Here is a 12,167-nt window from a genome sequence, read left to right as displayed (position 1 = left end):
AAAACGGCGGCGGATCCAATGGATCCGCCGCCGTTGGGGCTGTTGCAGCACGCCGTTCGCTGCGGCTGCACCAGCGAGGAACTACTCGCGCTTGAACTCGTCCTTCACGCTTTCGCCAACCTTCTTGGCATCCGCCTTGACCTGGTCGGCCTGGCCTTCTGCCTTCAGGCGGTCGTTGTCGGTTGCGTTGCCTGCAGCTTCCTTGGCCTTGCCGCCAAGGTCCTCTGCCGCGTTACTGATCTTGTCTCCGAGGCCCATGGTTCCGGCCTCCTTTCGTTTCCGTCGATCAACCGTGCCCTTTCACCATAAGCAAAGCTTGCTTACTATTTCAAGCCCGCGCTTGAACATCCTGTTCCCTGTCGGGATCCGCCGTTAGGCTCGGGTTCATGGACAAACTGCGTGGCAAACGGGCGGCTGAAGTTGCACCGCCCCGGCTCTCCCCGGTGGAGCTGCCGGACCTCGAAGATCTGCCGGAGCTGGCTATACAGCGCGGCGACAGGCATGAGAACGCGCGGTTCAGCCGGATCGCCGCGGACGGGCTCGAGCTTGGGGGTGCAGTCTTTGCCGAATGCCAGTTCGACGGCGCTTCCTTCAACGAGGCCCAGCTCCGCGGCGCCTCGTTCCGCGACTGCATCCTGGCCGAGCTGTACGCACCCGTGTTCCGGGGTGCCCGCAGTACCTGGCGCGAGGTTGAGTTCCGAAATCCCCGCCTGGGTTCCGCCGAACTGTACGAGAGCGGCTGGCAGTCCGTCCGGATCGACGGCGGCAAGGTGGACTTCCTCAACCTTCGCGGCGCCAAGCTCTCCGACGTACTGATCACCGGCTGCATCATCAATGAACTGGATCTCGGATCGGCCGGCGCAACCCGCGTGAGGCTGGAAGACTGCACCATTGGATCGCTGGACCTGACAGGGGCCAAGTTAAAGGACTTCGATCTCAGGGGCACGGAATTTCGCAAAGTCAGCGGCCTCGGCAGCCTGTCCGGCCTTGTCATTGATGAATACCAACTGGGCCTCCTGGCGCCACTGATCGCCGCGCACATGGGGGTAAGGGTCCTGTAGCCGGGTGCGCATCGGGAGTGTTGCCGTGTACCATTTACAGAACGAACGGTCGGTAAGTGGAGTATTCCGCTGTGCGGGCCGCCGATGACAGTGCTGTTTATCGCGTGAAGGGTGTTTCCATGGCTGCAACCGCAGGTCCGCAGGCTTTCCTTGTTGGCGGGGTCCGAACGCCCGTGGGCAGGTATGGGGGCGCGTTGTCCTCCGTGCGCCCGGACGATCTTGCGGCCCTGGTGGTCCGCGAAGCCGTGGAACGCGCCGGCCTGGACCCGGAGAGCATTGACGAAGTAATCCTCGGCAACGCGAACGGCGCGGGGGAGGAGAACCGGAATGTAGCGCGCATGGCCACCCTGCTGGCCGGGCTGCCGCTGCACATTCCCGGAATCACGGTCAACCGGCTTTGCGCCTCCGGCCTCAGCGCCATCATCCAGGCCAGCCACATGATCAAGGCCGGTGCTGCTGACATCGTCATCGCCGGCGGCGTGGAGTCCATGAGCCGCGCGCCCTGGGTCCAGGAAAAGCCCACCAGCGCGTTCGCCAAGCCCGGCCAGATCTTCGACACCTCCATCGGCTGGCGGTTCACCAATCCCCACTTCCAACATGGCGGGCTGTCCCGGGACGGGAAAATGACCTACTCCATGCCGGAAACGGCGGAGGAGGTGGCCCGGGTGGACGGCATCTCCCGCGAGGACGCGGACGCCTTCGCCGTCCGTTCCCACCAACTCGCCCTGGACGCCATCGAGGCCGGCCGCTTCAAGGACGAGATCGTGCCCGTAACGGTCAAGGCCCGCAAGTCAGAGACCGTGGTGGACACGGACGAAGGCCCCCGCCCGGGTACCAGCCTGGACGTTCTCGCCAAGCTGAAGCCGGTGGCGCACGGCGGCTCCGTGGTCACGGCCGGCAACTCCTCGTCCCTCAACGACGGCGCCTCGGCCATCATCATCGCTTCGGAAGCAGCCATTGAACGGCTGGGCCTTATTCCCCGCGCCCGCATCATCGATGGCGCCTCTGCCGGTTGTGAACCCGAGATCATGGGCATCGGCCCGGTCCCCGCAACCCAGAAAGTGCTCAAGCGAAGCGGCCTGAGCGTCGGTGACCTGTCCGCCGTCGAACTTAATGAAGCCTTTGCCACGCAGTCCCTTGCCTGCATCCGGCGGCTGGGACTGGAGCCGGAAATCGTGAACCGCGACGGCGGCGCCATCGCCCTGGGGCACCCGCTCGGTTCCAGCGGGTCGCGGATCGCCATCACCCTGCTGGGGCGGATGGAACGCGAGGACGCCAAAATCGGCCTTGCCACCATGTGCGTCGGCGTCGGCCAGGGCACCGCCATGCTGCTGGAGAAGATCTGATGACGGCCGCGGTGGACCTGGCGGCCGAAAGCTTCTCCGCGCTCCTCGTGGAGGAGCGCGAGGACCGGGTTGTGGTGCTGCTCAACCGGCCGCAGGTGAAGAACGCGATCGACCAGCAGATGGTGGACGAACTCCACACTGTCTGCGCTGCCTTGGAACAGAACCCCAAGGTGCTGATCATCGCCGGTGTGGACGGAGTCTTCGCCTCCGGCGCCGACATCGCCCAGTTGCGCGAACGGCGCCGGGACGATGCCCTGCAGGGGATCAACTCCACCATCTTCGTCCGGATCGCCAAGCTGCCCATGCCGGTCATCGCAGCGCTGGACGGTTACTGCCTGGGCGGCGGCGCGGAACTGGCCTACGCAGCCGATTTCCGGATCGGCACCCCCAACGTGCGGATCGGCAACCCGGAAACAGGGCTGGGAATCCTTGCCGCGGCCGGTGCCAGCTGGCGGCTCAGGGAGCTTGTGGGCGAGCCGCTGGCCAAGCAGATCCTGCTGGCTGGACTGGTCCTCGGCGCTGACGAAGCCAAGGCCGCCAACCTCATCACCGAGATCCACGATCCGGCCGAGCTGCTGGACGCCGCCCACAGCCTGGCAAACCGGATCGGCCGGCAGGACCCGCTGGCCGTCCGCATCACCAAGTCCGTATTCCATGCCCCCGCAGAAGCGCATCCGCTCATCGACCAGCTGGCCCAGGGCATCCTCTTCGAGTCGCAGGCCAAATTCGACCGGATGCAGGCGTTCCTTGACCGGAACGCGGCAAAGAAGGCAAACGCCGCCTCCGCCAACCCCGCCGACGGAAAGTAGACCATGAGTGATTCATCAGTAAACCCCGGCCTTCCCACCTTTGTGGGAGTGCTGGGCGGCGGCCGCATGGGCGCCGGCATCGCGCACGCCTTCCTGATCAAGGGCGCCGACGTGCTGGTAGTGGAGCGCGACGAACAGTCGGCCGAGGCCGCCCGGGAGCGGGTGGAGTCCGCGGCCGCCAAGAGCATTGAGCGCGGGGCAGTGGATGCCAACTTCGAGGAACTGGTGACCCGCCTGACCGTCAGCACCGATTACGACGCCTTCGCAGACCGCCAACTGGTGGTGGAAGCGGTCCCTGAAGACTGGGACCTCAAAGTGACAGCGTTGAGGGGCATTGAGGAACGGCTGGGGCAGGACGGCTACATTGCGTCCAACACGTCCTCGCTGTCCGTCAACGGCCTGGCCCGTGAACTGAAGCGGCCGGAGAACTTCCTGGGCCTTCACTTCTTCAACCCCGTGCCGGCGTCCACCCTTATTGAGGTGGTGCTGGGGGAGCACACGTCTCCCGGGCTTGCTGCCGCGGCAAAGACGTGGGTGCAGGCACTCGGCAAGACCGCCGTCGTCGTCAATGATGCCCCGGGGTTCGCGTCCTCACGCCTTGGCGTGGCCATCGCGCTTGAGGCCATGCGGATGGTGGAGGAGGGCGTCGCCTCGGCCGAGGACATCGATGCCGCCATGGTGCTGGGCTACAAACACCCCACGGGGCCGCTCAAAACCACGGACATCGTGGGCCTCGATGTCCGGCTGGGCATCGCCGAATACCTGCATTCCACCCTTGGCGAGCGGTTTGCGCCGCCGCAGATCCTCAAGGACAAAGTGGCCCGCGGCGAACTGGGACGCAAAACCGGCAAGGGGTTTTTCGACTGGCCCAGCTAGGCTGTCTGCCGTCAGGAAGCGGGCCTAGTCGAAGAAGCCCACAATGTAGCCGATGAAATACAGGAGGCACAGCAGGACCACCACGCCGATGATGGCGATCCACAGGAACTGCGTGCCTTTCCTGGTCCCGTGTTCGTCATGACCCTGCGGGCCGGCGGTTGATGCTTCGCCCGGCGGGGTTTCGCCCGGCGGAACCCCGCCGCCAGGCTCCAGGCCGGTGATCCTGTCGTCCTCGGGATCCGGGTTGGTTCCTGACACAATAACTCCCTCGCTCGACGTCGTGGTGCCTGCCCCAGCGTAACCCGACCTTTCGGCGGGCCTAGGCTGGTGCAGTGACTTTCCTTGAACCCCTTACCCTGACCGGCCGCCATGTAATCCTGGAGCCGCTCGCGGAGGACCACCACCACGGCCTGGTGGATGCGGCCAGTGACGGCGAGCTGTGGAAGCTTTGGTACACGTCGGTCCCGGCTCCAGACGCCATGGCGGCGGAGATCCGGCGGCGGCTGTCCCTGCAGGAACAGGGATCCATGCTCCCGTTCACCACCCGGCTGATCGACTCCGCCACGGGCGGCCCGGGCCGCATCATCGGCATGACCACGTACATGAACATCGACGCCGCCACACCCCGCGTGGAAATCGGCTCCACCTGGAACGCGGCGTCCGTGCAGGGGACCGGGACCAACCCGGACTCCAAGCTCCTGTTGCTCCGGCATGCCTTCGAAGTGCTGGGCTGCCCGGCCGTGGAGTTCCGCACGCACTGGCTGAACCACCAGTCGCGGGAGTCAATTGCACGGCTGGGCGCAAAACAGGACGGCGTGCTCCGCAGCCATTCACGGACCAGCGACGGAAACCTCAGGGACACCGTGGTGTTCTCCATCCTGGACCACGAATGGCCCGCGGTCCGCGCCGGACTGGAATACCGGCTGGACCGGCGCGGCTAGGTTGTTGCGCTAGGGAACCGCGTAGGCGCCGGCCTGGCTGAGTGCCGTGAAGTAGGCCTGGTAGCCCGCGGCGTTCGGGTGGAAGCCATCGGGCGCGCCGCCAAGGTTGATCCACGGGGCTGGGGACAAGGCGCCGTGGCCGAGGAAGGCGGCCCGCACATCGACAAACTGCACTTTGGGGTCGCCGGTTGCGGCGGCATCGGCATCCTGGGCCGCGGCGGCGATCGTCTGGTCCAGCCGGTCCGCCAAGTCGGTGGCCGTGTAGATGAACTGCGCTGCCGGATCGGTCAGGCCCGCCGGGATTGGGTCCAGGAGGTAGGGATAGCCGGTCACCACAATCTTGGCGTTTGGCGCCGCTGTCCGCACGCTCTGGAGCATCGCAACCAGGTCATTTTTCAGCTGGCCGCTCTGCAACTGTTCCTCCGCCTGGACGAGAGCACCGCCACATGCCGGAGCCGGGGGGAGGTTCGCCAGGACGACGCCGCAATAGGTGATGATGTCCCCGAACCCCAGGTTGTTGCCGCCTGCCGTGATGGTCACCAGTTCGGTGCTCTTGTTCAGCTGGCGAAGTTGCGTATTCACCACATCCTGGGTGGTCTTGCCGCTGCAGGCAGCGTTCACCACCAGCTGGATGGCTTTGTCCGCATCCGCTATTTCGGAATAGGCGTTATCGCTGCGGTAGCAGGCGTCCAGGTAGGGGCCGGCGCCTTGCCCGGCGGCGAAGGAGTCTCCCAGGGCGATGTATTTGATTTTGTCCACGGCCTGCGCGGGAGCGGCCGCAAAACCTGCGCTGATTGCCAGTGCGGCGAAGGCTGCAGCGAATGCCCGGGGTCGCCGTCGTACTGATAGATTTCCCATTTATTCCCCTTGGTTGCTTAGTGCCCTGCGGTGCGGGCAAGTTTCGTCACAGTACTCCCGTGCGTCACACCTGTCACGGGCCGTCAGGCACTCGCGGTTCACCGAAACTTCCCTTTATGTGACATGCGGCGTACAGCAGCGTGTGGTTAGCTGTCCGGATGAGCAATCGGGGCAGGTCCATGGACTGGGATGGCGCTGTCAATGCGTGGCACGTTTCGGGCGGAATTTACCGGATGGGGCGGCGTGAGTGGCTTACGGAGGCAGGCTGGAGGCAGGCGTTCGACGACGGCGTCCGCACCGTGTTGGATCTCCGTAACACTGCGGAGGGGCGGCGCCGGGACAGCGATCCTGTGGTGCCCGCCGCCGCCTGCGCCGGCATCGATGTGGTGCAGGCGCCCACCGAGGAGCCGGACCATCCGCGGTTCACCGCCATCACGGGCCCCTACCTGAACGACCCTGCCCATTACGGGGAGAACGCCCGCCTGTTCCCGGGAAAGCTGGTAGGCGTCTTCCGCGCCATCGCCCTGGCCGCACCCAAAGGGGACGTCCTGCTGCACTGCGCCGCGGGCCGTGACCGCAGCGGGCTGATTGCCGCCATGGTCCAGGACCTGGCGGGCGACTCCGACGAAGCAATCGCTGAGGGTTACCGGCGGGCCGCCCGCGGCATCAACGAGCGGTACCGCACACACGGGCCGCCGCACAACCGCGAACGGTACCTGGACGAGGCGGAACTGGCGCCCCTGCTGGAGCAGCGCGGACTCGCGGTGGTGGCCTTTGTCCGGGACCTGGACACCCGCAGCTACCTGCTGGCAAACGGGCTGCAGGAGGCGGAACTGGACGCTGTCCTGGCCCTTTCAGGCGCAGGGGTGGCTAGGTGAACGCGGACAAACTGCGGCGGATTCTCTCCCTGGGCGCCGCCGCAGGCATGCTGGCATCTTCCGCCTACGCGGCCGTTCCCGCCTTCGGCGCCGGCGAAACCTACCCAAGTCCCGCTCCGGCAGCTGGGGCAGCGACCGCAGCAGCGGCCGCACCGGTACCGGCTGCCAGCACCTCGCCCTCACCCGCCCCGTCCTCCAGTCCCGACGCGTCCTCCGGCCTCTCGGAGGCAGCGCTGGCCGACGCCGTGCAGCGGGACCTCAGGCTCACACCTGACCAGTTCAAAGCCGCGGGCGAGCTTGGCACGCAGGCAGCGGCCGCAGCGGTACAGCTGCGCCAGGTTCCGGGTTACGTGGGGATCCGGATCGAGGGCAGTTCGATCGTGGTGGCCGGCTCCGGAAGCGGGCTTCAGGCTGCGGTAGCCGCGCTCGCCGGGAGCATCCACGGGCTGGCACTCGAAGCACCCCCTGCCGGACCTTCCGCAGCGGCGCAGGCTGGGGTGGCGCCGTCGCCCTCTGCTCCTGCCGTCACGGGGCAGGCGGACGCGCCCCCCGCACCCGCGGAGGGCCAGCGGTCCCGGCTCGCTGTCAACACCGAACAGCTCTTCCAGGAGTATGTCCGCGAGGTGGGAACGGCGGGGCTGCAGGCAGTGGTCACTGCCGGCGGCAAATTCGTGATCAGGACCGGTGGCCTTGCGTCCGCGCAGTCGACGCAGGGCGGCGCCGCCGGAACAGCGTCCAATCCGGCGCCCGCAGCAGATACCGCAGCCCCCGGCAAGATCTCCCCATCGCAGTTCGTCTCGCGGTACGCCAACGTGGAGCTCGACGGCGGCGCTCCCCTCAAGCCGGAAGCGGACGTTCCAGGCGGCGTGGGGTACCAGACGGACCGCCAGGCCATCTGCTCCACGGGATTTTCCGCCTTTGACCCCTCTGGCCTGCCCGCCGTCCTCACAGCCGGGCACTGCGCCGACGATGGTACGGCGAAGACTGCCGATCTGTTGTTCCAGGGCGTGCCCAACGGCCGGCTCGGCACCATCCAGTTCAGCCAGTTCGGCGGCCCTGGAAATTCCACGGTCCTGAATCCCAACAGCCCCACCCCGGGAAACGTTGGAACTGATATTGCCGTCCTCGGGAACATCCGGCAGGACCTGGACCCCTTGCCCGCCGCCAGCACTTACGGGGACCAGTCGGAGCCCGGGCCCGACGTCAAGATCATTGGCACGGCCGCCCCCGTGGCCGGCATGCCGGTTTGCCGCTCGGGGTGGAGGACGGGGTGGTCCTGCGGACACATCAGCGCCGTGGGGATCTTCCTGGTGGGCGGTCCCACCTATCCCGCCAACCTCAACGACATCCGCGCGTTCAACGGTTTCCTGTCCTACGACGTGCAGTCCAGCGGCGGTGACTCCGGCGGCCCCTGGATCAGCGGGAACTATGCCGTGGGCACCCACAGTGCCGGTGATGATCCCCAGCCCAACCAGCCGCCGCCCCCCAACTTTGCCGTGGCGGCCACTCTGGAGGACTCCCTCAAGGTGCTCCCCGGCTACCAGCTGGAAGTCTTCCTCAACAAGCCCGAGCCCGCGGCTCCTGCCGGCAGTACGGTCAAAGCCGGTACGAAAATCGCGGGCCGGGTTCCGGCGGCCCCCGCGTCCGCCGTGGCCGCCGGTTCACAGGTCCGCATCACCTATCCCGGCCGCCAGCCGTTCGACGTGCCCGTGGACGCCGCCGGCAACTGGACCTTCACCGCGCCGGAAGCGCCAGGGCCGTTTACATTCACTGCCCAAACAGTGAACGGTTTCAGCCGCTCCGGCACAATCTCGCTGGCCATCGTCATTTCGCCATCGTTCCTGCCCGCCCCGGTCATCACCACGCGGGCCAGCGAGCCGCTGCCCGGGCTGAAGACCGTGGAAGGCACGGGAACACCGGGCGCCACGGTGACCCTGTCCGGCGACGTTGCCGGCTCGGCGCCGGTAGGGACCGACGGACGCTGGTCGGTGGCGCTGCCCGCCGCAGCTCCGTACGGCAAGGTGGACGTCACCGCAGTCCAGTCCTACCCAGGCTTGCCGGACAGCCCGGCCGCCACGGCCACCTTTGCCGTGGTGCCGCCGCCCCCGGCCGTGACCAGCCTTTCCGACGGGCAGCACCTCAAACAGGACGCCCTGCCGGCAACCATTGCAGGAACGGGGCTGAACAGCGCAGACGTGAGCATGTCCATCGACGGGAAGCCGGTCTCCGGCACGCCGGCCGGTGGCGCCACGGGATCCCGCTCCGTCAGCAGGGGCGCGGCGCCCCTGGTCCTGGTGTCCGGTGGAACCTGGACGGCTCCGTTCCCGGCAGGGCTGGCAGTGGGCGCCCATAGTGTTTCCGTGACGCAGGCGGTGGAGGGTGTCACGTCCGCCCCCGCCCAACTCACGTTCACCATCGACGCCCCGCCGCCCGTCCTTCCCGCCGGGAACATCACGGACGGTGGGCTGGCCGCCACCGGAGCCGGGGGACTCGTCTCGGCGGCGATCGCCGCAGCGGCCGCACTCGCCGTCGGGACTCTCCTGATGGTGCTGGTCCGGCTCAGGAAGCGGCGTTCGGCCCGGTAGCGGCTACTTGTGGCGCTTCATCAGCAGGTTGGTGATGCGCAGGGTGCACAGCCGCTGCCCTGCCTCGTTGGTGATCAGCACCTCGTGCGTGGTCAGCGTGCCGCCCAGGTGGATGGGTGTGGCAGTGATGGTCACCTGGCCCTCGCGGGCGGAACGGTGGTGGGTGGCGGAAACATCAACGCCCACCGCCGTCTTGCCCATGGTGCTGGCGTGGATTACCGCCGCCCAGGAGCCAACCGCCTCACCTACGGCCAGGGAGGCGCCCCCGTGCAGCAGCCCGAAGGACTGCCTGTTGCCCGCCACCGGCATGGTGGCCACCACGCGTTCCACAGATTCCTCCAGGATCTTCACGCCCATCTTCTCGTCCAGCTCACCGAGGGTGATTTTCCACAGTTCGTGCCCGGACAGCTGCGTGTCGGCTGCATCCTGGGGTGATGGGGTGGTCATACGTTCTCCTTTTGGTGGCCAATCCGGTCCTGGCCTTCTAGTGTGCAGCACGGCAGGTCATGTATGGTGAATATATTACCGAACGGACGGTCAGTAATGACCGCTGTTTGCCTGCCCCCGTGTTGGAAGGACCCGTCAACGATGACCACCACAGCCACAGCCCCCCAGGCCACGGTCGACACCGTGGAGACAGTGCCCAGCTTCGTCATGGACGCATGGTGGACGCCCGACGCCGGCTCGCCGGATTCCGCGGTCCCCGTCCGGGACGCGAGCACGGGGGAGATCCTGGCCAAGGTGAGCACGGAGGGGCTGGACCTCGCCGCCGTCGTGGAATACGGACGCACCACCGGCCAGGCCGGACTGGGCCGGCTGACTTTCCACCAGCGCGCCCTCAAGCTCAAGGAACTGGCCCAGTACCTGAACGCCCGCCGCGACCACTTCTATGGCTTCTCCTACCAGACCGGCGCCACCAAGATCGATTCGATGGTGGACATCGATGGCGGCATCGGCGTCCTGTTCACCTTCGGCTCCAAGGGACGGCGCGAGCTGCCCAACGCGCAGGTGGTGGTGGACGGCCCCATGGAGGTGCTGTCCAAGGACGGGTCTTTCGCCGGCGAACACATCTACACCCGCATCCCGGGCGTTGCCGTGCAAATCAACGCCTTCAACTTCCCGGTCTGGGGCATGCTGGAGAAGTTCGCCCCCGCCTTCCTGGCCGGCGTTCCCACCATCGTCAAGCCCGCAACCCCCACCGGGTATGTCGCGGCTGCCGTGGTCAAGGCCATCGTCGAATCAAACATCCTGCCCAAGGGCTCGCTGCAGCTCATCTCAGGGTCCGTCCGTGGGCTGCTGGACGTGCTGGATTACCGCGACCTGGTGGCTTTCACCGGTTCCGCCTCTACGGCCAAGTCCCTGAAGGCCCACCCGAACGTGGTGGAGGGCGGCGTCCGGTTCACCTCGGAAACGGACTCCCTGAACGCCGCCATCCTGGGCCCGGACGCAGTGGAGGGCACTCCGGAATTCGACGCCTTCGTCAAGTCCGTGGTCACCGAGATGACCGTCAAGGCCGGCCAGAAATGCACCGCCATCCGCCGCGCTCTCGTGCCGCAGGACCTGGTGCCCGCCGTCTCCGCCGCCATCGGCAAGCGCATCTCGGAGCGCATCGTCCTGGGCGACCCCCGCGGCGAGGGCGTCACCATGGGTGCGCTGGCCTCGGTGGAGCAGCTCGAGGACGTCCGCGCGGCCGTGCAGTCCATGCTCGACGCCGGCGGTGAGCTTGCGTATGGAACGCTTGATTCGCCGTCGGTCACCTCAGCCGACGGAACCACCGGCGTAGTTGACGGCGGCGCCTTCATGGCACCCGTCGTCCTGAACTGGGATAACCCGGAAGCGGAGGCCGTCCACTCGCTGGAGGCGTTCGGGCCGGTCTCGTCCGTGATCGGCTACAAGGACCTGGCCGACGCCGTCCGCCTCGCCGCCCGCGGTGGCGGCTCCCTGGTGGCATCGGTCTGCACCAACGATCCTGAGGTGGCCCGCGAACTGGTGACCGGCATTGCCGCGCACCACGGCCGCGTCCTGATGCTCAACCGGGAGGACGCGCGTTCGTCCACCGGCCACGGATCGCCCGTGCCGCACCTGGTCCACGGTGGCCCCGGTCGCGCCGGGGGCGGCGAGGAACTCGGTGGCATCCGGTCCGTGCTGCACCACATGCAACGCACCGCCATCCAGGGTTCACCGAACATGCTCACCGCCGTCACCGGCGTCTGGCACACCGGGGCCGACCGCAACTTCACCGTGGACACCGAGGGGACACACCCATTCCGGAAGTCCCTCTCGACCCTGCGCATCGGCGACGCCGTCCGCTCGGACCTGCGCCAGGTCACCCTCGAGGACATCACGGCTTTCGCTAACTCCACGGGGGACACCTTCTACGCGCACACCAACGAAGAGGCCGCCGAAGCAAACCCGTTCTTCCCGGGCATCGTGGCGCACGGATACCTCCTGCTCGCCTGGGGCGCCGGACTGTTCGTGGAGCCCGCGCCGGGTCCCGTCCTGGCCAACTACGGCCTGGAAAACCTGCGCTTCATCACGCCCGTGGCCGCCGGTGATTCGATCCGCGTGACCCTCACCGCAAAGAAGATCACCCCGCGCGAAACCGACGAATACGGCGAGGTGGCCTGGGATGCGGTGCTCACGAACCAGAACGACGAGACCGTGGCCACCTACGACGTCCTCACCCTCGTCGAAAAGTAGCCCACGCCCCATCACCTTTCGCAGGGTTTCCCCAAACGCCCCATCACTTTCCTTAAGAAAGTGATGGGGCGTTTTGGGTTTAGCTGCAGGAAGTGGTGGGGCGTTTGAGGGTG

General features: G+C 67.0%; 12 protein-coding genes. 8 read left to right on the top strand and 4 right to left on the bottom strand.

The window, feature by feature from the left end:
• Window positions 1-81 precede the first annotated feature (81 nt).
• Window positions 82-258: a CsbD family protein gene (locus tag ACTAQI_RS12485; RefSeq protein WP_457946238.1), complete on the bottom strand. Its 177-nt coding sequence runs from the start codon at window positions 256-258 to the stop codon at window positions 82-84.
• A 128-nt stretch (window positions 259-386) separates the two neighbouring features.
• Here ACTAQI_RS12485 and ACTAQI_RS12480 point away from each other — a divergent pair, with 128 nt between their 5' ends.
• The 4 genes from ACTAQI_RS12480 to ACTAQI_RS12465 all read left to right on the top strand — a co-directional run bounded on the left by ACTAQI_RS12480 (window position 387) and on the right by ACTAQI_RS12465 (window position 4,092).
• The gene (locus ACTAQI_RS12480) at window positions 387-1,061 is read left to right on the top strand and encodes a pentapeptide repeat-containing protein (protein WP_457946236.1); all 675 of its coding nucleotides are present in this window, start codon (window positions 387-389) and stop codon (window positions 1,059-1,061) included.
• Window positions 1,062-1,180: 119 nt separating this feature from the next.
• Window positions 1,181-2,407, top strand: a complete 1,227-nt coding sequence (locus ACTAQI_RS12475) for a thiolase family protein (RefSeq protein WP_457946235.1) — start codon at window positions 1,181-1,183, stop codon at window positions 2,405-2,407.
• On the top strand, window positions 2,407-3,216 hold the full coding sequence (locus ACTAQI_RS12470) for an enoyl-CoA hydratase/isomerase family protein (protein ID WP_457946233.1): 810 nt from the start codon (window positions 2,407-2,409) through the stop codon (window positions 3,214-3,216). Before ACTAQI_RS12475 ends, ACTAQI_RS12470 begins: the two co-directional genes overlap by 1 nt.
• A gap of 3 nt (window positions 3,217-3,219) precedes the next feature.
• Complete coding sequence (locus ACTAQI_RS12465) at window positions 3,220-4,092, top strand: 3-hydroxyacyl-CoA dehydrogenase family protein (protein ID WP_457946231.1); 873 nt, start codon at window positions 3,220-3,222, stop codon at window positions 4,090-4,092.
• A 24-nt stretch (window positions 4,093-4,116) separates the two neighbouring features.
• On the opposite strand, the gene ACTAQI_RS12460 is transcribed toward ACTAQI_RS12465, so the two are convergent.
• Complete coding sequence (locus ACTAQI_RS12460) at window positions 4,117-4,350, bottom strand: DUF6480 family protein (RefSeq protein WP_457946230.1); 234 nt, start codon at window positions 4,348-4,350, stop codon at window positions 4,117-4,119.
• Between the two features lie 74 nt (window positions 4,351-4,424).
• On the opposite strand from ACTAQI_RS12460, the gene ACTAQI_RS12455 reads away from it, so the two are divergent.
• On the top strand, window positions 4,425-5,033 hold the full coding sequence (locus ACTAQI_RS12455) for a GNAT family N-acetyltransferase (RefSeq protein WP_457946228.1): 609 nt from the start codon (window positions 4,425-4,427) through the stop codon (window positions 5,031-5,033).
• 9 nt (window positions 5,034-5,042) lie between these two features.
• On the opposite strand, the gene ACTAQI_RS12450 is transcribed toward ACTAQI_RS12455, so the two are convergent.
• Complete coding sequence (locus tag ACTAQI_RS12450; RefSeq protein ID WP_457946226.1) at window positions 5,043-5,891, bottom strand: SGNH/GDSL hydrolase family protein; 849 nt, start codon at window positions 5,889-5,891, stop codon at window positions 5,043-5,045.
• Window positions 5,892-6,049: 158 nt separating this feature from the next.
• On the opposite strand from ACTAQI_RS12450, the gene ACTAQI_RS12445 reads away from it, so the two are divergent.
• Both ACTAQI_RS12445 and ACTAQI_RS12440 read left to right on the top strand, forming a co-directional pair.
• Window positions 6,050-6,769: a tyrosine-protein phosphatase gene (locus ACTAQI_RS12445; RefSeq protein ID WP_457946225.1), complete on the top strand. Its 720-nt coding sequence runs from the start codon at window positions 6,050-6,052 to the stop codon at window positions 6,767-6,769.
• On the top strand, window positions 6,766-9,354 hold the full coding sequence (locus ACTAQI_RS12440) for a S1 family peptidase (RefSeq protein ID WP_457946223.1): 2,589 nt from the start codon (window positions 6,766-6,768) through the stop codon (window positions 9,352-9,354). The genes ACTAQI_RS12445 and ACTAQI_RS12440 overlap by 4 nt, the downstream gene beginning before the upstream one ends.
• A gap of 3 nt (window positions 9,355-9,357) precedes the next feature.
• Here ACTAQI_RS12440 and ACTAQI_RS12435 read toward each other — a convergent pair whose 3' ends face one another.
• Window positions 9,358-9,801: a PaaI family thioesterase gene (locus ACTAQI_RS12435; RefSeq protein WP_457946221.1), complete on the bottom strand. Its 444-nt coding sequence runs from the start codon at window positions 9,799-9,801 to the stop codon at window positions 9,358-9,360.
• A gap of 141 nt (window positions 9,802-9,942) precedes the next feature.
• Between ACTAQI_RS12435 and paaZ the strand changes: the two genes are divergently transcribed.
• Window positions 9,943-12,054: a phenylacetic acid degradation bifunctional protein PaaZ gene (gene paaZ, locus ACTAQI_RS12430; protein ID WP_457946219.1), complete on the top strand. Its 2,112-nt coding sequence runs from the start codon at window positions 9,943-9,945 to the stop codon at window positions 12,052-12,054.
• Window positions 12,055-12,167: the final 113 nt, after the last annotated feature.

Source organism: Pseudarthrobacter sp. alpha12b (genome assembly GCF_054130495.1).
This window is presented reverse-complemented; position numbering and strand designations above follow the sequence as displayed.